21 protein-coding genes are annotated in these 21,606 nt (G+C 66.9%); 10 read left to right on the top strand and 11 right to left on the bottom strand.

Going from position 1 to position 21,606, the window contains the following annotated elements; all coding sequences use genetic code 11:
- The first annotated feature begins 43 nt into the window (after positions 1-43).
- The 8 genes from ACODTB_RS17025 to ACODTB_RS16990 all read left to right on the top strand — a co-directional run bounded on the left by ACODTB_RS17025 (position 44) and on the right by ACODTB_RS16990 (position 7,635).
- Positions 44-853, top strand: coding sequence for an NAD-dependent epimerase/dehydratase family protein (locus ACODTB_RS17025; RefSeq protein WP_291121105.1), 810 nt, complete (start codon positions 44-46; stop codon positions 851-853).
- Positions 854-867: 14 nt separating this feature from the next.
- Positions 868-1,773, top strand: a complete 906-nt coding sequence (locus tag ACODTB_RS17020) for an SMP-30/gluconolactonase/LRE family protein (RefSeq protein ID WP_291121107.1) — start codon at positions 868-870, stop codon at positions 1,771-1,773.
- Positions 1,774-1,848: 75 nt separating this feature from the next.
- A complete protein-coding gene (locus tag ACODTB_RS17015; RefSeq protein WP_291121109.1) occupies positions 1,849-2,811 on the top strand; it encodes a TRAP transporter substrate-binding protein in 963 nt (320 codons plus the stop codon).
- Between the two features lie 72 nt (positions 2,812-2,883).
- Positions 2,884-3,372 carry a TRAP transporter small permease gene (locus ACODTB_RS17010; protein ID WP_291121111.1) on the top strand — a complete coding sequence of 163 codons (489 nt, stop codon included), beginning with the start codon at positions 2,884-2,886 and terminating at the stop codon, positions 3,370-3,372.
- Entirely contained in the window at positions 3,363-4,652 is a 1,290-nt protein-coding gene (locus ACODTB_RS17005; RefSeq protein ID WP_291121113.1) for a TRAP transporter large permease, read from the top strand. The genes ACODTB_RS17010 and ACODTB_RS17005 overlap by 10 nt, the downstream gene beginning before the upstream one ends.
- A gap of 21 nt (positions 4,653-4,673) precedes the next feature.
- Positions 4,674-5,645: a Bug family tripartite tricarboxylate transporter substrate binding protein gene (locus tag ACODTB_RS17000; protein WP_488929521.1), complete on the top strand. Its 972-nt coding sequence runs from the start codon at positions 4,674-4,676 to the stop codon at positions 5,643-5,645.
- 8 nt (positions 5,646-5,653) lie between these two features.
- On the top strand, positions 5,654-6,565 hold the full coding sequence (gene kdgD, locus ACODTB_RS16995; RefSeq protein WP_291121117.1) for a 5-dehydro-4-deoxyglucarate dehydratase: 912 nt from the start codon (positions 5,654-5,656) through the stop codon (positions 6,563-6,565).
- A 5-nt stretch (positions 6,566-6,570) separates the two neighbouring features.
- Entirely contained in the window at positions 6,571-7,635 is a 1,065-nt protein-coding gene (locus tag ACODTB_RS16990; RefSeq protein WP_291121119.1) for an aldose epimerase family protein, read from the top strand.
- On the opposite strand, the gene ACODTB_RS16985 is transcribed toward ACODTB_RS16990, so the two are convergent.
- The 6 genes from ACODTB_RS16985 to ACODTB_RS16960 form a co-directional block, all read right to left on the bottom strand.
- On the bottom strand, positions 7,625-8,113 hold the full coding sequence (locus ACODTB_RS16985) for a hypothetical protein (protein ID WP_291121121.1): 489 nt from the start codon (positions 8,111-8,113) through the stop codon (positions 7,625-7,627). The genes ACODTB_RS16990 and ACODTB_RS16985 overlap by 11 nt on opposite strands.
- Positions 8,114-8,177: 64 nt before the next feature.
- On the bottom strand, positions 8,178-9,056 hold the full coding sequence (locus tag ACODTB_RS16980; protein ID WP_291121123.1) for an NUDIX hydrolase: 879 nt from the start codon (positions 9,054-9,056) through the stop codon (positions 8,178-8,180).
- 49 nt (positions 9,057-9,105) lie between these two features.
- Positions 9,106-10,083: a Bug family tripartite tricarboxylate transporter substrate binding protein gene (locus ACODTB_RS16975; RefSeq protein WP_291121125.1), complete on the bottom strand. Its 978-nt coding sequence runs from the start codon at positions 10,081-10,083 to the stop codon at positions 9,106-9,108.
- 49 nt (positions 10,084-10,132) lie between these two features.
- On the bottom strand, positions 10,133-11,068 hold the full coding sequence (kce, locus tag ACODTB_RS16970; RefSeq protein WP_291121126.1) for a 3,5-dioxohexanoate:acetyl-CoA acetone transferase: 936 nt from the start codon (positions 11,066-11,068) through the stop codon (positions 10,133-10,135).
- Positions 11,069-11,081: 13 nt separating this feature from the next.
- A complete protein-coding gene (locus ACODTB_RS16965) occupies positions 11,082-12,080 on the bottom strand; it encodes a cyclase family protein (RefSeq protein WP_291121128.1) in 999 nt (332 codons plus the stop codon).
- A gap of 100 nt (positions 12,081-12,180) precedes the next feature.
- A complete protein-coding gene (locus tag ACODTB_RS16960) occupies positions 12,181-13,107 on the bottom strand; it encodes a LysR family transcriptional regulator (protein ID WP_488929520.1) in 927 nt (308 codons plus the stop codon).
- 243 nt (positions 13,108-13,350) lie between these two features.
- Between ACODTB_RS16960 and rpoH the strand changes: the two genes are divergently transcribed.
- Both rpoH and ACODTB_RS16950 read left to right on the top strand, forming a co-directional pair.
- Positions 13,351-14,298 carry an RNA polymerase sigma factor RpoH gene (rpoH, locus tag ACODTB_RS16955; RefSeq protein ID WP_291121132.1) on the top strand — a complete coding sequence of 316 codons (948 nt, stop codon included), beginning with the start codon at positions 13,351-13,353 and terminating at the stop codon, positions 14,296-14,298.
- Positions 14,299-14,424: 126 nt separating this feature from the next.
- On the top strand, positions 14,425-16,194 hold the full coding sequence (locus ACODTB_RS16950) for a 7TM diverse intracellular signaling domain-containing protein (RefSeq protein WP_291121134.1): 1,770 nt from the start codon (positions 14,425-14,427) through the stop codon (positions 16,192-16,194).
- On the opposite strand, the gene lysS is transcribed toward ACODTB_RS16950, so the two are convergent.
- From lysS to ACODTB_RS16925, 5 genes are all read right to left on the bottom strand, one after another.
- Positions 16,195-17,760, bottom strand: a complete 1,566-nt coding sequence (gene lysS, locus ACODTB_RS16945; RefSeq protein WP_291121136.1) for a lysine--tRNA ligase — start codon at positions 17,758-17,760, stop codon at positions 16,195-16,197.
- 76 nt (positions 17,761-17,836) lie between these two features.
- On the bottom strand, positions 17,837-18,553 hold the full coding sequence (locus ACODTB_RS16940; protein WP_382155199.1) for an ABC transporter ATP-binding protein: 717 nt from the start codon (positions 18,551-18,553) through the stop codon (positions 17,837-17,839).
- Positions 18,554-18,569: 16 nt separating this feature from the next.
- Positions 18,570-19,340: an ABC transporter ATP-binding protein gene (locus ACODTB_RS16935; RefSeq protein WP_291121139.1), complete on the bottom strand. Its 771-nt coding sequence runs from the start codon at positions 19,338-19,340 to the stop codon at positions 18,570-18,572.
- 13 nt (positions 19,341-19,353) lie between these two features.
- Positions 19,354-20,439, bottom strand: coding sequence for a branched-chain amino acid ABC transporter permease (locus ACODTB_RS16930; protein ID WP_291121141.1), 1,086 nt, complete (start codon positions 20,437-20,439; stop codon positions 19,354-19,356).
- An 18-nt stretch (positions 20,440-20,457) separates the two neighbouring features.
- A complete protein-coding gene (locus tag ACODTB_RS16925; RefSeq protein ID WP_291121143.1) occupies positions 20,458-21,387 on the bottom strand; it encodes a branched-chain amino acid ABC transporter permease in 930 nt (309 codons plus the stop codon).
- Positions 21,388-21,606 lie beyond the last annotated feature (219 nt).

The raw sequence follows: 21,606 nt of genomic DNA, 5'->3' as shown, positions 1-21,606 counted from the left end.
CCTCGCGAATGTCCAAGCCCTTCGAGACAAGACCGCACACACCATGGACGTCATTCTCAAAACCCACCACCGCCTGCTCCTCACCGGCGCCGCCGGCGGCCTGGGCACCGCACTGCGCGAGCGCCTCAAACGCAACTGCGAGGTGCTGCGCCTGTCGGACCGCGCCGATCTCGGCGCCGCCAGGACCGGTGAGGAAATCGCGTTGGCCGACCTCGCCAATGCGGACGAGGTCGATGCCATGGTGCGGGGCTGCGACGCCATCGTGCACATGGGCGGCATCTCGGTGGAGGCGCCCTTCGCATCCATCCTGCAGGCCAACATCCTCGGCGCGTACCACCTGTACGAGGCCGCACGGCGGCACGGCGTCAAGCGCATCGTGTTCGCCAGTTCCAACCACGTGACCGGCTTCTACAAGCAGAGCGAGACCATTCACGCCGACCACCCGGCTCGCCCCGACGGCTTCTACGGCCTGAGCAAGGCCTTCGGTGAAGACCTGGCGCGCCTGTACTTCGACCGCCACGGCATCGAGACCGCCTGCGTGCGCATCGGCTCCTCGTTCCCCGAACCCAAGGACCGGCGCATGCTCGCCACCTGGTTGAGCTTCGACGACCTGCACCGCCTCATCAGCGCCTGCCTGAGCACGCCGGTGCTGGGCCACAGCATCGTGTTCGGCATGTCCGACAACGCCGTGACCTGGTGGGACAACAGCCGCGCGCGCCACGTGGGCTACGTGCCCCGAGACACTTCGGACGTGTTCCGCGAGGCCGTCTTCGCGCGCACCAGCGCACCCGACCTGAACGACCCCGCCGCGATCTACCAGGGCGGCGGCTTCGTCAAGGCCGGCCCGTTCTGAACGGCACAGCCACCATGACCACACAGGCCGAACTCGTCCTCGACGCGCGCAACGGCGTGGGCGAGAGCCCGGTGTGGGACGCGCAGCGCCAGTCCCTGTTCTGGCTGGACATCCCCGGCCGCGCGCTCTGGTGCTGGAACGCGGCCACCGGGCAATCGCGGCAATGGGCCACGCCCGAGATGGCCGGCTGCATGGCATTGGCCGCCGGCAGCGAAGCGACGCCACACGGCCGCTGGGTGGCCGCCATGGAAAGCGGCGTGGCGGTGCTCACGCCGCAGGACGACGGCGAACTGACCCAGGAAGCACGCGCCAGCGTGCGGCACCCGCAGGGCGGCATGCGCTTCAACGACGGCCGCTGCGACCGCCAGGGCCGCCTGCGCGCGGGCACCATGGTGATGGACATGTCGCTGGCCGCGCCCGCGGGCAGCCTGTATGCCTTCGACGGCGCCGCGCTGCGCGCGCTCCAGGGCGGCTTCATCACGCCCAACGGCATGGCCTTCAGCCCCGATGGCAAGACCATGTACCTCTCGGACTCGCACCCCAGCGTGCAGGCCATCTGGGCCTACGAGTACGACACCGACAGCGGCACGCCGCACCACCCGCGCGCCTGGGTCGACATGAAGGCCCTGCCCGGCCGGCCCGATGGCGCGGCGGTGGACGAAGACGGCGGTTACTGGATCTGCGGCAACGACGCCGGCCTGGTGCACCGCTTCACGCCCGGCGGCCGGCTCGACCGATCGCTGGCCGTGCCGGTCAAGAAGCCGGCCATGTGCGCCTTCGGCGGCAGCGGGCTCGACACCTTGTTCGTCACCTCGATCCGGCCCGGTGGCGACCTGTCCGACCAACCGCTGGCGGGCGGCGTGTTCGCGCTGCGCCCCGGCGTGCGCGGGTTGCCCGAGCCCGCGTGCACGATTTTCTGAGCCCTGCATTCCCACAAGAGGCCCCAGGCCCAAGCCCCTGTTTTCAACCACCCAACCGAAAGCGCTGAGGACGACATGAACATCAAACCCCTCCTGACCATCGTGGCCGCCTGTGCCGCCTTCGCGGCCCAGGCCACCGAGTTCCGCTCGGCCGACACGCACAACGCCGACGACTACCCCACCGTGGCCGCCGTGAAATACATGAGCGAGCTGCTGGAGAGGAAGAGCGGCGGCAAGCACAAGATCAAGGTCTTCAACAAGCAGGCGCTGGGCAGCGAGAAGGAAACGATCGACCAGGTGAAGATCGGCGCGCTGGACTTCACGCGCGTCAACGTGGGCCCGATGAACGCCATCTGCCCGCTGACGCAGGTGCCGACCATGCCTTTCCTGTTCAGCTCCATCGCGCACATGCGCAAGTCGCTGGACGGCCCGGTGGGCGACGAGATCCTCAAGAGCTGCGAGTCGGCCGGCTTCATCGGCCTGGCCTTCTACGACAGCGGCGCGCGCTCCATCTACGCCAAGAAACCGATCAAGACCGTGGCCGACGCCAAGGGCCTGAAGATCCGCGTGCAGCAGTCCGACCTGTGGGTGGCGCTCGTCAGCGCCATGGGCGCCAACGCCACGCCCATGCCGTATGGCGAGGTCTACACCGGCCTGAAGACTGGCCTGATCGACGCCGCTGAGAACAACATCCCCTCGTTCGACACCGCCAAGCACGTCGAGGCCGTGAAGATCTATTCCAAGACCGAGCACTCGATGGCGCCCGAGATCCTGGTGATGTCCAAGGTGGTCTACGACAAGCTGCCCAAGGCGGAACAGGACATGATCCGCGCCGCCGCCAAGGAGTCGGTCGCGTTCGAGCGCCAGAAGTGGGACGAACAGGAGGCCAAGTCGCTCGCCAACGTGAAGGCCGCCGGCGCCGAGATCGTCGAGGTCGACAAGAAGTCCTTCCAGGCCGTGATGGGCCCGGTGTACGAGAAGTTCATGACCACGCCGGACATGAAGCGCCTGGTCAAGGCGATCCAGGACACCAAGTAAACGGCGTCCTCTTTTTTCATCCCACTCCTCCAGCCCTCGTCCGCTCCGGCGGGCGGGGGAGCAAGGTTTCCCATGTTCACCAAATTGTGTGCCGGCTTGTCCAAGCTGTGCCTGATGCTGGCCGTGGCCGGGCTGATCGCGGTCGTCCTGTGCGTGCAGTGGCAGGTGATCGGCCGCTACGTCTTCAACGACACGCCCACCTGGGCCGAGGCCCTGGCCATGCTGCTGGTGCTTTTCGTCACCGCCTTCGGCCTGGCCGTGGGCGTGCGCGACGCGGGCCACATCGGCCTGGAGTCGCTGGTGAGCCTGCTGCCCCTGCGCTGGCAGCGCCGCATCGAGTACGTGATCCACACCCTGGTGGCGATCTTCGGCGCGCTCATGGTGCAAAGCGGCTGGCTGTGGATGACCGCCAAGTGGGGCGAGAAGAAACCCATGCTGCCGGTGCCCGACGGCATCGACTACCTGCCCATCGTGATCGCCGGCGCGCTCATCGTGCTGTTCTCGATCGAACACATCGTCGCGCTGATCCGCGGCACCCTCGTGGAGCCCGCATGGAACTGACTGTCCTGGGGTTGAGCTTCACCCTGTTCCTGATTCTCGGCGTGCCAGTGGCCTTCGCCATCGGCCTGTCCTCGGTCGCCACCATCCTCGTGGCCGGCCTGCCGGTGGCGGTGGTGTTCCAGAAGATGGTCGGCGGCATGCAGGTGTTCAGCTTCCTGGCCATCCCCTTCTTCGTGTTCGCGGGCGAGCTGATGCTGTACGGCGGCATCGCCGACCGCATCGTGCGCTTCGCCAACAGCCTGGTGGGCCACGTGCGCGGCGGCCTGGGCATGAGCAACGTGGTGGGCTGCACGCTGTTCGGCGGCGTGGCGGGCTCGCCGCTGGCCGACGTCTCGGCCATCGGCTCGGTGATGATCCCGCTGATGAAGAAGGAGGGTTACGACGCGGACTACGCGGTCAACGTCACCACCCACGCCTCGCTGGTCGGCGCCATCATGCCGACCTCGCACAACATGATCATCTTCACGCTGGCCACCTCGGGCATCGCCTCGGTGAGCGTGCTCAGCCTGATCCTGGCCGGCCTGATCCCGGCGCTGATCCTCACGGTCTGCAACCTGGGCGCGGCCTACTACGTGGCCGTCAAGCGCGGTTACCCCACGCACGGCAAGTTCCCCGGCTGGGGTGAGGTGCTGCGCGCCTTCGGCGCCGCGCTGCCGGGCCTGCTGGTGATCGTGATCATCCTCGCCGGCATTCTCTCGGGCGCGTTCACCGCCACCGAGTCGGCCTCCATCGCGGTGGCCTGGGCATTGGCCATCACCGTGCTGGTGTACCGCACGCTGTCCTGGCACAACTTCCTGAAAGCCTGCGCCAAGGCCTGCAAGACCACCGGCGTGGTGCTGCTGCTGATCGGCATCTCGGCCGCCTTCGGCTATTTCATGGCGCTCTACGAAGTGCCGCAGCTCACCGGCGAACTCATGAAGTCGGTGTCGGACAAGCCCTGGGTGATCTTCCTCATGATCAACCTGCTGCTGTTCGTGCTCGGCACCTTCCTGGACATGGCGGCCACCATCCTGATCTGCACGCCGATCTTCATGCCGATCGCGATGCAGTTCGGCATGGATCCGACGCAGTTCGGCATCGTGATGCTGATCAACTGCGCGCTCGGTCTCAACACCCCGCCGGTGGGTTCGGTGCAGTTCGTGGGCTGCGCCATCGGTGGCATCTCGGTCGGCCAGGTGATGCGCACCATCGCACCGTTCTACGGCGCGCTGGGCATCTGCCTGATGCTGGTCACCTACGTGCCCGCGTTCTCGCTCTGGCTGCCCGGCCTGGTCAAGTAAACCTTTCAAGGAGAGATCACCATGTCCATCAACCGCCGACAGCTGCTCGCCTCGTCCGCCGCGCTCGCCGTGGCCGGCCTGCCCGCCGCGCACGCGCAGAGCTTTCCGAACAAGCCGCTGAAGATCATCGTGCCCTACCCGCCGGGTGGCTCCTCGGACATCATCGCGCGCGCCATCAGCCAGCCGCTCTCCGACAGCCTGGGGCAGCCGGTGATCGTGGAGAACCGGCCCGGCGCCAATGGCAACCTGGGGGCCGATCTGGTGGCGAAATCCGCGCCCGACGGCCACACCGTGCTGCTGTGCGACGTGGGCGCGCTGGCCATCAGCCCGGCGGTCTACACCAAGCTCTCGTTCGACCCGAGCAAGGACCTGCGCGGCGTGACCATGCTGGCGTACTCGCCGCACATGCTGGCCGTGCACCCCTCCGTCAAGGCCAACAACCTCAAGGAACTGGTGGCCCTGTCCAAGACCACCGACCTGAACTTCGCGGTGACAGCCGTGGGCAGCGCACCGCACGTGGCCGGCGTGGCGGTGGAGCGCGCCACCGGCGCCAAATGGACCTACGTGCCCTACAAGGGCGGCTCGCAGGCCGTGACCGACACGGTGGCCGGCCAGACCCAGGTCATCATGAACGGCATGCTGGCCACGCTGCCCCACGTGCAGAGTGGCCGGCTCAAGGTGCTCGGCATCTCCAAGAAAACGCGCATGCCGCTCGTGGGCGAGGTACCGACGCTGGCCGAGCAAGGCGTGAAGGATTTTGAATCCGGCACATGGCAAGGGGTGCTGGTCGCCAACGGCACGCCACCTGCGCTCATCGCGCGGCTGAACGCGGAGCTGATCAAGGCCATCCGCAGCCCCGACGTGCGTGCCCGGCTGACCGGCCAGGGCGCCGAAGTGGTGACCATGCAGTCTGCCGAGCAGGACCGCTTCTTCGACGCCGAGCGCAAGCGCTGGGGCGCGGTGGTCGCCGAGGCCAACATCAAACTGGACTGAGCCCGCCCGTGAACCCTCAGGAACTCAAATCCATCGTCGGCAGCGGCCTGCTGTCGTTCCCGGTGACCGACTTCGACACGCAAGGCGATTTCGATCCGAAAGGCTATGCCGCGCGCCTGGAGTGGCTCGCGCCCTACGGTGCCAGCGCCTTGTTTGCGGCTGGGGGCACGGGCGAGTACTTCTCGCTCTCGGGTGGCGAGTACAGCGAAGTGATCCGCACCGCGGTCACGACCTGCCGGGGCAAGGTGCCCATCATCGCGGGCGCGGGCGGGCCCACCCGCACCGCCATCGCGCACGCGCAGGAGGCCGAGCGCCTGGGCGCGCACGGCGTGCTGCTGTTGCCGCACTACCTGACCGAAGCCAGCCAGGCCGGCCTGATCGCCCACGTGGAGCAGGTCTGCAAGAGTGTGGACTTCGGCGTGATCGTCTACAACCGCAACGTCTGCAAGCTCACGCCCGACTCGCTCGCCATCCTGGCCGAGCGCTGCCCCAACCTGATCGGCTTCAAGGACGGCATCGGGGACATCGAGCTCATGATGTCGATCTACCTGAAGATGGGCGATCGTTTCTCCTACCTGGGCGGCCTGCCCACGGCCGAGGTGTACGCGGCGGCCTACAAGGCGCTGGGCACCCCGGTGTACTCGTCGGCGGTGTTCAACTTCATCCCGAAGACGGCGATGGCCTTCTACGAGGCGGTGCGCCGCGACGACCACGCCACGCAGCACCGCCTGCTGAAGTCCTTCTTCATGCCCTACCTCGACATCCGCAACAAGGGCGCGGGCTACGCGGTGAGCATCGTGAAAGCCGGCGCGCAACTCGTGGGCCGCGGCGCCGGCCCGGTGCGCGCGCCGCTCACCGACCTGCAGCCCGCCGAGCGCGAGCGCCTGGGTGAGCTGATTCACGCGCTCGGCCCACAATAGGGCCGATGAACCCCGCCCCTTTTCCCCACCTGCTCGACCCCGCGCGCTTCCAAGGCGAAGTGGGCGGCCGGCCCACCGCCCTCTTCTTCCTGCGCAATGCGCGCGGCATGGTGGTGGCCATCACCAACCTCGGGGCCAAGGTGCTGCAGATCGTGGTGCCCGACCGCTCGGGCGTGCTGGACGACGTGGCGCTGGGCTACGACCAACTGGCCGACGTGATCACCGGCTCGCCCTCCATGGGCGCCTTCGTGGGCCGCTACGCCGGGCGCATCGGCGGCGCGCGCTTCACGCTCGATGGGCAGGAGCACCACCTTACGCCCAACGCGGGCGCGCACTGCATCCACGGCGGGCCGCGCGGCTCGCGCCACCGCGTGTTCGACGCCACGCAGACCGACGCCCAGACCCTGCAGTTGCACCACCGCTTCCTCACCGCCGAGGACGGTTTCCCTGGCACCCTGGACCTGCAGCTGACCTACCGGCTCGACGACGACAACGCCCTGGTGCTCGACCACACGGCCACCGCGCTCGACGCACCGGGCCCCGCGAGCTTCACCAGCCACATCTACTTCAACCTCGATGGTGTGGATCAGGGCCAGCGCATCGACGGCCACGTGCTGCAGGTGCCCGGCTCGCGCGAGGTGCTGGCCACCGGGGCGGACGGCATCGCCACAGGGAACCGGGTGCCGCTCGACGGCCACCCGCAGGACCTGCGCACGGCTCAGGTGCTGGGTGAATTGCCCGACATCGACCTGAGCTACGTGCTGGAACCCCAGCCCCCATCCGCCGCACGCCTGTGCGCGCAACTGCGCAGCGACATCAGCGGCCGCACCCTGGACGTGTGGACCACCGAACCGCTGCTGCAGGTGTACACCGCCGGCCAGCTCGGGGTGGCGGAACGCCCCGACCTCGGCAAGTGGGGCGTGCGGCACCGGCCCCGATCGGCCGTCTGCCTGGAGCCCCAGCATTTTCCCAACGCCCCCAACTGCCCGGCGCTGCCGCAGAACACCGTGGCGCCCGGCCGGCCATACCGCGCCACCACGGTCTATCGCTTCGGCACGGTCAACGGTTGAACACCGGCTCCCGTCGGACGCACTCCGGCGGCTCGCCATAACCCGCTGAGCGCACCACGTTCTCCAGGGAGATCTCGACCTGGAACCAGCGGCAGAACGGGTTCACGAAGCGGTAGCTCCAGACCATGCCGCGCTCCCGCCCCAGTCCTTGCACCTCGCCCGGGCGCCCCAGCCAGGCGCGAACCTCGTCGGCGCTCATGCCGGGGTTGATCTGGGTGAAACGCGCCTCGGTCAGCACCTGCTCCGAGCGGACCACGCGGCCCGAGGCATCGAGGTCCACGAACCAGGTGTGCAGGCCATAAGGGCCCCGGGGATATTCCAGCCGGGTGCCCCCGTCGATCTGGCGCGTGGTTTCCGGCGGGCCCATCCGAGCCACGACCTGGTCGCGGTTCTGGCCGGCCATGTCGGCCGTCGGTCCGTAGCCGGCGCACGCGCTCAGGAAGGCCGCACCGATCCAACACCACAAGCGCAAACGCATGGACAGCTCCTGTTCGGTGGCTCAAGCCGTTTCGATGGTTTTCGGGGAGGCGAGTTCCTGCCATTCAGCCCAGCAGCGCGGCCAGGCCGTTTTCGGGCTCGAAGCGGTGGTTGCGGTGCAGCAGGCGCGTCGGGCCGGGCCAGACCCGGGTGGCGATGCTGTGCCTCGGGTCGCCGGGGTAGCAGATCACGCGCCGCCCGTCTTCATCGAAGGGCTCAGGCTCGATCAGCGAGGGCGGGCGGCTGCGGGCGGCGGCCAGCACCTGCGCCACGTCGGCCAGCCGGCTGAGCTCGCTCAGGCTCATGATCTGCGGCGGTGCCAGGTCGATCTCGCCGGCCCAGTAGCGCTCCAGGCCAGTGCGCGGCGAAAGCCACACGGCCTCCGTCGCCTCGTGGGCGCAGTGTTCCACCGTCTGGTCATCGGGTGCCACGGCCACGAAGAAGCGCGTGTCGAAGCGCTTGTTGGTCACCGAAGGCACGCGCGGCGTGACCCAGCGCGACCAGGGCAGCACACAGGCGGTGGGGATGGGCAGGCCCTGGGCCTGCAGGGCAGCGGCGAACGCCGTGCCGGTGGCCGTCTGCTCGCGCACGGGCTGCACGTGCCTGGCGCCGTTCGCCTGGCCCAGCAGCAGGCCGCATTCCTCGAAGGTCTCGCGCAGTGCGGCCACGTGCAGGCCCAGCGCGGTGTCGGCGTCCAGCGCGGGCTCGCACAGGCCAGCGAGGCAGGCGGTGGCGGGTCGGTCCAGCGCCGCTGGGTCGGTCTGCCGGTCGGCCGCATCCAGCTTGCCACCCGGGAAGACATGCACGCCGCCGAGCACGCCCGAATTGCCGTGTCGGCGCACAAGCAAGACCTCCAGGCCAGTGGGCCCGTCCCGGACCACCATCACGGTGGCTGCGGCCACGGGTGGGGTGAGCACTTCGTCGGAATTGATGGCAATGGGCATGGACCGATTGTCGTCGCCTTTGCCGTCGCCTTGCCGCAGGCGCCGGGGCTCAGTCCAGGCGGATGCCGTTGTCGCGGATCACCTTGCCGTAGCGCGCATGGTCCTCTTCGCCCAGCTTCTTGAACGCCTCGACGCTGCTGCCCACGGGCAGGTAGCCGAAGTCGGTGAGCTTCTTCTGCACATCGGGCAGCCTGACGATCCGGACCAGCTCGGCGTTGAGCTTGTTGACGATCGCATCAGGCGTGCCCGCCGGGGCATAGATGCCCTGGAAGGCATAGGTGTCGAAGCCCGGCACGGTCTCCGAGATCGCTGGCACGTTGGGCAAGGCCGGCGAACGCTGCAAGGTCGAGATGGCCAGCGCCTTCACCTTCTGCGCAGCCACCAGCGGAATGGCGGTGACGATGGGGTCGAAATACAGGGACACCATGCCGCTCATGACATCGGCCGAGGGGCTGGCCTTGTAGGGAACGTGGTTGAGCTTGATGCCGGTCTGGTTCATGAGCCACTCCACCGCCACGTGCGAATGCGAGCCGGCGCCCAGACTGGCGTAGTCGATCGCGCCGGGGTCCTTCTTCGCCGCGCCGATCAGGTCCGCCATGCTGGAGATCGGCTTGTTCGGCGCCGCGATGACGACGAAGGGCACGTTGAGGATGTGCGACACCGGCTTGAAGTCCTTCAGCGGGTCGTAGCCCATCTTCGAGTAGATGTGCGGGTTCATCGACATGATGGCGGTCACCGACATCAGCAGGGTATAGCCGTCCGGCGCGCTCTTGGCCGCCGCCTCGGCGCCGATCATCCCGGACGCGCCGGGCTTGTTGTCGATGACCACCGGCTGTCCCCAGGCCTGGGCCAGCTTGTCGCCCAGGATGCGCGCCACGACATCGGGCGAGATGCCCGCCGCGAACGGCACGATGATGCGGATGGGCTTGTTCGGGTAGGCCGCCGCGCCTTGCGCCAGGGCCTGCGCCGCCGCGACGAGCAGCACGGGCGCGATCAGCCACGGCCGCAGAGTTGAAATCTTGAACATGTTGTCTCCATGGTTGTGGTGGGCGCACGCACGGCGCGCCCCCGGGGAATCAGAAACCGACCTGGTCCGCGCCCTTGAGCTGCAGCATCTGGCGCGTCTCGTCGGGCGTCGCCACCTCCAGGTTCAGCGCCTGGAGCACCATGACGATGCGCTTGACCTGTTCGGCGTTGCTGCGCGAGAGTTGGCCCGGTCCCTCCCACAGCGAATCCTCCAGGCCCACGCGCACGTTGCCGCCCATGGCGGCGGCCATGGTCGCGATAGGCATCTGGTTGCGCCCCGCGCCCAGCACCGACCAGTAGTAGTCCGAACCGAACAGGCGATCGGCCGTGCGCTTCATCTGCATCACGTCTTCGGGGTGCGGGCCGATGCCGCCCAGCAGGCCGAACACCGACTGGATCAGCAGCGGGCCCTTGACGATGCCGCGGTCCATGAAGTGGGCCGCGGTGTACAGGTGACCGATGTCGTAGCACTCGATCTCGAAACGCGTGTGGTTGTCGGCGCAGGACTCGAGGATGTACTTGATGTCGCGGAAGGTGTTCTTGAACACCCGGTCGTCCGACCCCTCCAGGTAGGGGCGCTCCCAGTCGTGCTGGAACTCCTTGAACCGGTTCAGCATCGGGTACAGGCCGAAGTTCATCGAGCCCATGTTCAGCGAGGCCACTTCGGGCTTGAGCTTGAGCGCGGGTTGCAGGCGCTCTTCCACCAGCATGTTCGGTGCACCACCGGTGGTGAGGTTGATGACCACATTCGAGCGCTCGCGGATCGCCGGCAGGAATTTCATGAACAGGTCCGGGTCCTGCGAGGGGCGACCGTCGACCGGGTGGCGCGCGTGAAGGTGCACGATGGAGGCGCCGGCCTCGGCGGCACCGACGGCGGCTTCTTCGATCTCCGACGCGGTGACCGGCAGGTGCGGCGACATCGACGGCGTGTGGATCGAACCCGTCACCGCGCAGGTGACGATGACTTTGTTCTGTTTGGCGGCCATTCGGCTTCGTCCTTTACTTGATGGCAATGGGATTGATGGGAGAGCCCACCGCGCCGGTGATCGGCAGCGACGGCGCGCAGAAGAAGAACTCGTAGACGCCGTCGGCCAGGCAGTCCTGGGCGAGTTCGCGCACGTTGAAGATCTCGCCCATGGTGATGCCGATCATGGGAATCACCACCCAGTGCCAGGGCTGACCGATTTCCATGCTTTCGTTCGGGCGGACTTCGCAGCCCCAGGTGTCGAAACAGATGGCGGCAATGTCCTTGCGGTGGATCCATTCGCAGGTCTCGAAACGCAGGCCGGGGGCATCGCCGCCGGCGTAGCCTCCCCAGTCGTCGGCGTCCAGGCAGTGCTCCATGTGGCCGGTCCGCACGATCACGAAATCGCCCGGACGGATCTCGACCCCCTGGGCCTTCGCGCAGTCGTCCAGGTCCTGGCTGCTGATGCCGTAGCCGGGCGCGAGCGAGTCGCCGCCCTTGAACCGGGCCACGTCGAGCAGCACCCCCCGGCCGACCATCTTGTCGCGCGTCTTCTCGATGCCGTTCTTCTTCGCGCCCGTGGCATCGACCAGCGTGGCGTCATAGCCGTTCCACATCTTGTCGCCGTAGAAGATGTGACCAAGCGCGTCCCATTGCGTGCCGCACTGCAGGGGCATGGTCACCATGTCGTCGGCGTAGCGCAGTCCCAGGTGGTCCTGGTTGCCGGCGACGGCGTCGGTCCCCGTCGCGAGCATGGAGTGAATCGGGTTGAAGCGGCCGCCCCAGCCCGATTGCGGGCCCCGGAAGTTGAAGTCCAGGCCCAGCGAGATCGCCTTGCCCTTTCTGATCAGGCCGGCGGCGCCGACCAGGTCGGACGGCTTCACATGATTGAGGGTGCCGATCTCGTCGTCGGGACCCCAACGCCCCCAGTTGGACACCTTGGCGGCCATGGCATCGAGGTCGGCCCGCTTGAGGTGGCGCGACGGCGTGTTGGAGGGCACCACCTTGGGGGTGGGTTTCGTTGTCGTGTTCATCGAGTCTCCTGTGGTCGAACCGCACCGTCGGGAACGGCGGTGCAGGCCCGGAGACTATTGGGTTTGCCTGGCGATCACCAATATCAAATAGGCATCGGACCTAAACCTGAACCGCGCCCGGCCAGTCGCCTGCGGCCATGTGCCGCTGCGCGATGCCGTGGAAGAGTTCGACCAGCTTCTGCCCGGCCGCGGGCATGCTGCGTTCACGCGAGTAGATCAACGACCAGGTGACATTCAGGCCGTGCACCGGCGCGAGCGAGATCGCGCCCGCCCGATGCTCGTCGTGCATGGCGCTGTACGGGTTGACGGTGCACCCGAGGCCGCGCGAGACCGTCTTCACCAGCAGCCGCGTCGAATTGCTCTCGAACAGCAGCTTGACCTTCAGCCCGCTGCGCTTGAGCTCCTCGTCCAGGATGACGCGCATGGCGTTGGGCGAGCGCGTCAGCGCGAGGGGATGCTGGACCACCTGTTCGAGTTCGACCGAGCCATCCGGCCGCCGCTCGATAGCCATCCCTCTCGGATGCGCCAAAACCAGCGGCTCGGTGATGAGCGAGCGGGACTCCAGACCGCGCATGGATTCGGTGGACGACACGATGCCGGCGTCCAGATCACCGGCCAGCACCTGCTGGTAGATGGAGGAGCTGATGCCCTCGGTGATCGACAGGCGCACCGCCGGGTACTGGCGGTGGTACTGCTCCATCAGCGGCACCGTCATCAGATCGCACAGCGATGGTGGCATGCCGAAGCAGAACTGGCCCTGCACGCTGACGGCCAGCGCACCGACGTCGCTGCGGAGGTTCTCCATGTACTGCAGCAGTTCGCGCGAGCGGCTGGCCATCAGCTCGCCGGCCTCGGTCAAGCGGGCCCCGCTGTCCGAGCGCACGAAAAGGGTCACCCCGAGCTCCTCCTCCAGCTGCTTGATCTGGCGCGAGAGCGCCGGCTGGGCGACAAACAGGACCGCCGCGGCGCGGCTGAAGCTGCCCAGTTCAGCGATGCGCAAAAAATACCTGAGCTGTCGCGGTGTCATTCCTGGGGGTCCTTTCAGTCTGCGGCCGGGCGCGCCATGGTAGAGGGAGGGAAGGTCTGAAGCGGGAAACCACCCTGAAAACAACCTGTTTTTGATTCAAAAGTTTTCAATTAACGGGCTTTCCAGGGCGCTTCGACCGGTGGCGGCCAGAAACCACGGGCCGGGCAGGGCATGGAACTTTGGCTTTAGCACTCACTCATAGAGAGTGCTAACATGCTTCGCAGACACCTGAGGAGGGTTCACATGTCCCACACGCTAGCTCCTGTTGCCACCGCCACCACCGGCTCGATCGCCGTGGCGAATCCCTGGGCGCTCGTACCGCCCCTGGGCAACCTGGACGCCTACATTTCCGCGGTCAACCGCCTGCCGCTGCTCACGCTGGAGCAGGAGCAGCAGGCCGCCCGCCGCCTGCGCGACGACAACGACCTGGATGCCGCCGGCCAGCTGGTGATGTCCCATCTGCGCCTGGTGGTGTCGATCTCGCGCCAGTACCTGGGCTACGGCCTGCCCCACGGCGACCTGATCCAGGAAGGCAACGTCGGTCTGATGAAGGCCGTCAAGCGCTTCGACCCCGACCAGGGCGTGCGCCTGGTGAGCTACGCCATGCACTGGATCAAGGCCGAGATCCACGAGTACATCCTGAAGAACTGGCGCATGGTCAAGCTGGCCACCACCAAGGCCCAGCGCAAGCTGTTCTTCAACCTGCGCTCGCGCAAGCAGGGCTTCCGCGCCGATGCGCTCGATGGCGACACCCACCGCGAGGTGCTGTCCGACGGCGAAGTGGGCGTGATGGCCCGCGAACTGAACGTGAAACCGGAAGAAGTGCGCGAAATGGAAACGCGCCTCTCCGGCGGCGACGTGGTGCTGGACCCGGCCCCGGGCGACGACGGCGAAGACAGCTTCGGCCCCATCGCCTACCTGGCGGACGCCACCCACGAACCCACGGCGGTGCTCGAATCGGCCCAGCGCGATGCGCTGGCCACCGAAGGCGTGGCGCGCGCCATGAGCGAGCTCGACGAACGCTCGCGCCGCATCGTGAACGAGCGCTGGCTCAAGGTGAACGACGACGGTTCCGGCGGCATGACGCTGCACGAGCTGGCGGCTGAGTACGGCGTGAGCGCCGAACGCGTGCGCCAGATCGAGGTGGCGGCCATGAAGAAGATGCGCAAGGCGCTGGCTGCGTTCGCCTGATCCACGGCTCCCCTTGCCACCACGGCCCCGGCGGTTTCGCGACCCCGGGGCTTCTTTTTTACGAACGGTGCCCGTCGCCGGACCTGCGTCACCTTCGGCCCATGTCACAGGCGACACAATCGGGGGATGTCTGACGTTTTGTGGAAGGGCGCGACGCCCGGGATTCGTTGCGCTCGCAGGCTGGCCGCCTGGCTGGCGCTGGCCTTCTTCTCCCTTTTTCCTGTCCTGCGCGCCGTGGCCGCCGAGCTGCCGCCTGTGGTGCTCGACGGCACACAACCCAGCGTACCCCTGGCCCAGCGCAGCCTGTACTGGGTGGATACCGGCGGCCAGCTGACGGTGCAGGAGGTGGAAGCCCAACAGGACCAACTGCCGTTTGCGGTGCGCAGCGCCGAACACCGCCTCCTCCTTCCAGACGGCGGCGCGCTGTGGATTCGCTTCGATGCCCAGGCTCGCGGCGACCATTCGCGCTGGGAGCTGGAACTGGCGCGCTCGGGCACCGACCGCATCAGCCTCTACCACCGGCTGTCCAATGGCGAATGGAAAGCGCAACACGCCGGTGACCGCCTCGCGGTGAGCCACTGGGCCTTTCCCGACCGCTACCCGGTGTTCTCGCTCGACCCCCGCACCGACGCTGTCGTGACCTACTGGGTGCGCATCGAACACGCCCGCGTGCCGTTCTCCGGCACGCTGCAGATTCACGACCACCACACCTTGCGCGAGCTGCGCATCCACCAGCAGTTTCTGCTGGGCGCGTACTTCGGCATGGCGTTGCTGCTCACCGCGACCGCGGTGGCCAATGCACTGGTGTTCCGGGACACCAGCTTTGCCGCCTATGCCATCTACATCACAGTCCTCGGGCTGGCCATGGCCGCGTCGCTGGGTGTGGCTGGCCAGTTCCTCTGGCCGAACTCGGCGCACTGGAACGGATTGGCCGAGTTCGTGCTGATGCCGATGGCGGCGGTTTTCGGTCTGCTGTTTGTGCGGCAAGTGGTTCAACCCAGGCGCATTGGTCGCTGGCTGGACCGCTCCGCCCTGGCGCTGCCCGCGGTTCTGGCGGGCTTGATTCTGTGGGACACGTTGCACCCGACCCATGGCAGCCTGCAGGCCGTGACCGCCGCCTCCGCGGCCACGCTCGCGTTGGTCTATGCCATGCTCTGGGCGGCCTGGCGCACGGGCGACCGCTGGGTGCGCTGGATCGCGCTGGGCATGCTGCCGGTGCTGCTGGCCGGGGCACTGCCGGTGATGCGCAACGTCGGCCTGATCTCATCGGGTTTCCTGTCGCAGTACGGCATGGTGATCGCCGCCGCCCTCGAGGCGCCCTTGCTGATCTACGGCCTGCTCCAGCGCTCTTCCCTGCAGCACGAGGCCCAGGCCCGCGCCCGCGCACTGGCCCTGACCGAGCCGCTCACCGGCCTCACGAACCGGCACAACTTCATGCTGCGGCTGCACGACAGCGTGGTGCGGGCCCAGCGCTACGGGCACCAGAGCGCGCTGCTGCTCATCGGCCTGGACAACCACGGCTGGTTTGCCGAGCAGCACGGCCGCGAGGTGGCCGACCGCGCGCTGGTGATCACCGGCTCGCTGCTGCGCTCGGTGGCGCGCGACGTGGACACGGCAAGCCGGGTCGACGACAGCACCCTGGCGCTGTTGATGGAAGGGCCGGTGCGCGAGGCGCAGGCCCTGGCTGCGGCCACCAGCATCATCGCGGGCGGCCTGCGCCCCTCGGTGCAACTGCCCGTGGGCACCACGCTGAAGTTCAAGATCGTCGTGGCGCTGCTGCCCGATCCCACGCCCGAACTTCAGCAGGACGCCCAGGCGCACCTGGACTGGCTGCGCCAGGCGCTGGACGCCCTGCGCAAGGACCCGCGCAAGGCGATCCTGAAACTGAACTTCTGATCAGCCCTCGCGGCGCAGCGCGGGGAAGAGGATCACGTCGCGGATGCTGGGACTGTCGGTCAGCAGCATCATCAGGCGGTCGATGCCGATGCCACACCCACCGGCGGGCGGCATGCCGTACTCCAGCGCGCGGATGTAGTCCGCGTCGTAGAACATGGCCTCCTCGTCACCCCCGTCCTTGGCCGAGGCCTGCGCCTGGAAGCGTGCGGCCTGGTCTTCCGCATCGTTGAGCTCGGAGAAGGCGTTGCCGAATTCGCGCCCGGTGATGTAGAGCTCGAAGCGCTCGGTGACCGCGGGGTTCGCGTCGTTGGCGCGCGCCAGCGGCGAGATCTCGGTCGGGTGGTCCATGATGAAGGTCGGGTTCCAGAGCTTGTCTTCGACCTTCTCTTCGAAGTACAGCACCTGCAGGCTGGGCAGGCTGCGGCTGGAGAGCTGGTGCTTCTCCTCGCTCAGGCCGAGCTTCTTGAGCTGCGCGAGAAGCCAGGCGGCATCGTCCACGCTGTCGCCCGCCTCGGTGTACTTGACGATGGCTTCACGGATCGTCAGGCGTTCGAAGGGCGACAGGATGTCCACCGGCTGGCCCTGGTAGGTCAGCGGCTCGTCACCTCGCACCCGGCGCACCACGTGGCGGATGAGTTCCTCGTTGAAGTCCATCAGGTCCTGGTAGTTCCAGTACGCCGCGTAGAACTCCATCATGGTGAACTCGGGGTTGTGGCGGACGCTGATGCCTTCGTTTCGGAAGTTGCGGTTGATCTCGAACACGCGGTCGAAGCCACCCACCAGCAGGCGCTTGAGGTAGAGCTCGGGCGCGATGCGCAGGAACATCTCCTGGTCCAGCGCGTTGTGGTGGGTCTTGAACGGCTTGGCGTTGGCCCCGCCCGGGATCGGGTGCAGCATGGGCGTTTCCACCTCGAGGAAGCCGTGGCTCACCATGAAGTCGCGGATGCTGGCCAGGGCCTGGCTGCGCGCGACAAAACGCTTGCGGGCGGTTTCGTCGGTCATCAGGTCCACGTAGCGCTGGCGGTACTTGATTTCCTGGTCGGCGATGCCGTGGAACTTGTCGGGCAGCGGGCGCAGGCTCTTGGTGATCAGGCGAATGCGGTCGGCCTGGATGGTGAGTTCGCCGGTGCGGGTGCGCATGAGCACGCCCTCGACCGCGATGATGTCGCCCAGGTCCCAGTGCTTGAAGGCGCTGTGCTGCGCCTCGCCCACGCCGTCGTTGTTGACGTAGATCTGGATGCGGCCACCCGACGGGCCAAAGGACGCGTCCTGCAGCGTGGCGAAGCTGGCCTTGCCCATCACGCGCTTGAGCATCATGCGCCCGGCCACACTGGCGCGCACCGGCTCGGCCTCCAGCGCTTCCTTGGTGGTCTCGCCATAGCGGGCGAACAGGTCGGCCGCCTTGTCGGCGGGTTTGAAGTCGTTGGGAAACGCCACCCCCTGGCCCTTTTTCTGCGCCTCGCGCAGCGCCTTGAGCTTCTCGCGGCGTTCGGCGATGAGCTGGTTGTCGTCGTGCGCCGCAGGCGCACCGGTCTCGGCGGTGGGGGGGGTTTGGGCTTGGGTCATGAATGAAAAATGGGTTGGGCACCGAGGTGCGCAACCCATGATTGTAGTTTTCGGCCCGATCCGGGCCGAATTCGCGTTATTCGCCGAGATAGGCAGCGCGAACCTTGGGGTCGTCGAGCATGTCGCGTCCCACGCCGGTCATGATGATTTCGCCCGAATCCATCACGTAGCCGCGGTCGGCGATCTGCAGCGCTCGGCGGGCGTTCTGCTCCACCAGCAGGATGGTCACGCCCTGGGCGGAGACGTCGCGCACGACCTCGAAGATCTTGTCCACCATGATGGGCGAGAGGCCCATGGACGGCTCGTCAAGCAGCAGCACCTTGGGCTGGCTCATGAGCGCGCGCGCCATGGCCAGCATCTGCTGCTCGCCACCGCTCATCGTGCCGGCCAGCTGGTCCTTGCGTTCGCGCAGGCGCGGGAAGATACCGAACATCTTCTCGATGTCCTGCGCGATGCCGGCCTTGTCCTTGCGGATGTAGGCGCCCATCTGCAGGTTCTCGGTGATGGTCATGCGGGTGAACACGCCACGGCCTTCCGGCACCATGGCCAGGCCCTGCTTCACGAGATCCCAGGCGCCCTTGCCCTTGATGCTCTGGCCCAGGTACTCGATGTCGCCGGCCTCGTAGGCGAGCGAACCGGTGACGGCCTTCATGGTGGTGGTCTTGCCGGCGCCGTTGGAGCCGATGAGCGAGATCAGCTCGCCCTCGCGCACCTCGAGATCGATGCCCTTGACGGCCTTGATGCCGCCGTACGCGACCTTCAGACCGCTGACTTTGAGGAGTGTGTTTGCCATTTGCGTCAATCCTTGATCAGTGGCCGCCGGTGCCGAGGTAGGCCTCGATCACCTTGGGGTCCTTCTGCACGTCGGCCGGTGAGCCGGAGGCGAGCTGCTTGCCGTAGTCGAGCACGGTCACACGGTCGCACAGGCCCATCACCAGCTTCACGTCGTGCTCGATCAGCAGGATGGTGCGGTTGTCCTTGCGGATGCGGTCGATCAGCTCGCGCAGCTGCACCTTTTCGGTGGCGTTCATGCCGGCGGCCGGTTCGTCCAGCGCGATCAGCTGCGGGTCGGTCGCCAGGGCGCGCGCGATTTCCAGGCGGCGCTGGTCGCCGTAACTCAGCGTGCGCGACTTGTAGTCGGCGAACTTCTCGATGCCCACATAGGCCAGCAACTCGCGCGCGCGCGCCGTGATCGCGGCCTCTTCGCGCTTGAAACCGGGCGTGCGCAGCACGGCACCGATCAGGCCCGAATGGGTGCGCACGTGGCGCCCGACCATGACGTTTTCCAGCGCCGTCATCTCGGCGAACAGCCGGATGTTCTGGAAGGTGCGGGCGATGCCGGCCTTGGCCACCTCGTGCACCGCGCTGGGCGTGTAGGGCTTGCCAGCGAGTTCGAAGGAACCGCTGTCGGGCGTGTACAGCCCGGTCAGCACGTTGAAGAAGGTCGTCTTGCCGGCGCCGTTGGGGCCGATCAGGCCATAGACCTGACCGCGCTTGATTTCGATGCCCACATCGCTCAGGGCCTGCAGGCCCCCAAAGCGCTTGGAAACATTCGCCACTTTGAGAATGGTGTCGCTCATGTGAATGCTCCGCTTACTTGGTCAGGGACTTGCCGTGCTCTGGCGAGGGCCACAAGCCTCTGGGGCGGAGCAGCATCACGACCACCATGGCCAGCGCGATGAGCAGTTGGCGCAGGATCTCAGGGCCAAGGCGACCACCCGTCAGTTCGGTCAGCGGGTGTGCCACATGGCGCAACACCTCGGGCAGGCCCGCCAGCAACAGGGCACCCAGCACCACGCCCGGGATGTGCCCGATGCCGCCCAGCACCACCATGGCCACCACCATCACCGACTCCATCAGCGAGAAGGACTCGGGCGAAACGAAGCGCTGGAACGAGGCGAACAGCACGCCGGACACGCCACCGAAGGACGCGCCCATGCCAAAGGCCAGCAGCTTGAGGTTGCGGGTGTTCAGGCCCATGGCCTTGGCGGCGATCTCGTCTTCACGAATGGCCATCCAGGCGCGGCCGATGCGCGAATCCTGCAGACGGTAGGAGATGACGATGGCCAGCACCACGAAGAACAGGAACAGGTAGTAGTACAGCGTGACCGGCTGGAAGGTGTAGTCGCCGATGGTCAGGCGCTTGCCGAGGTCGAGGCCGAACACGGAGATGGTGTCGATCTGGCTGATGCCCTTGGGACCGTTGGTGATGTTCAACGGGCGGTCCATGTTCAGCAGGAAGATGCGGATGATCTCGCCGAAGCCCAGGGTGATGATGGCGAGGTAGTCGCCGCGCAGCTTGAGCGTGGGTGCCCCCAGGATCATGCCGACCACCCCCGCAATCGCCGCCGCCAGGATCATCACCAGCCAGATGTTGTAGTGCAGGCCGTTGGGGAACATGGCCTTGATGGCCGGGAAGGTGTCGGCGAGGTGGGGCGAGCCCAGCAAGGCAAACACATAGGCCCCCACCGCGAAGAACGCGATGTAGCCCAGGTCCAGGAGGCCGGCGTAGCCGACCACGATATTCAGGCCGAGGGCCAGCAGCACGTACATGAGCGCGATATCGACAATGCGCACCCAGGAGTTGCTGCCGGTGGATTGCAGGATGATGGGCAGCAGCAGCAAGGCCACCGCCGCGATCAGGAAGACGATCAGCTTGCCGGTTTTGGTGTTCATCATGGTGTTTCTCCCGGACGGTCAGGCACGGTCCGCCACACGTTCACCCAGCAGCCCCGAGGGACGCAGCGTGAGCACGATGGCCAGCACGATGAAGGCGAAGATGTCGGTGTACTGGCTGCCCAGCACCCCACCGGTGAGCTTGCCGAGGTAGCCGGCACCCAGGGATTCGATCAAGCCGAGCGCAATGCCCCCGACCACCGCACCAGCGAGGTTGCCGATGCCGCCCATCACCGCGGCCACGAAGGCCTTGAGGCCGGGCATGAAGCCCATGGCGTGCTGCACCGTGCCGTAGTTGGAGGCCCACATCACGCCGGCAATGGCCGCGAGCATGGCGCCGATGATGAAGGTGGCAGAGATGACCACGTCGGGCTTGATGCCCATGAGCGCGGCCACACGCGGGTTCTCGGCCGTGGCCCGCATGGCGCGGCCCAGATTGGTGCGGTTGACCAGCCACATCAGGAAAGCCAGCGTGACCGCCGTGGTGGCCAGGATGACGACCTGCGTCACCGAAATCACCGCGCCACCGAACGCGATCGGTTCGCGCGACAGCATGGAGGGGTAGGACTTCGGGTTCGGCGCCCAGATGATCATGGCGAAGGTCTGCAGGAGCAGCGACATGCCGATGGCGGTGATCAGGGGCGCGAGTCGATTGGAATTGCGCAGCGGCCGGTAGGCCAGTTTCTCGATGGTGAAGTTGAGCGTGGCGCAGACCACCATCGCGATGACGGTGGCGAGCAGGAGGACCACCCAGGTCGGCAGTCCGGTGGACGCACTGGTCATCCAGCCGATGACCGTCCAGCTGGTGAGGGCCCCCACCATCAGCACGTCGCCGTGCGCGAAGTTGATCAGTCCGATGATGCCGTACACCATGGTGTACCCCAGTGCCACCAGCGCATACATACTGCCCAACACCAGACCGTTGATGATCTGCTGCAGCAAAACTTCCATGAATGTTTCTCCGTGTTTTGTGACAGGCCGGGAAGCGCTTGTGGCGCCGGCCCGTTTCAACCTAGCAAAAAACCCGCCAGACATGACCTTGAAACAGGACCGACTGCGGGTTGGTGGACGGATTGTAATGAGGGGCTTTTGGGGCCCACATGCGTGTAAGCCCTTAGCGGACGCGGGTTTACCCTTGTTTTAGGTGCAACTCCCCAGACCGCATCAGCG

The sequence above is a fragment of the Hydrogenophaga sp. FG152 genome (assembly GCF_057809615.1).
Note: the sequence above shows the minus strand (reverse complement) of the source record. Positions and strands in the feature narration are given on the sequence as shown.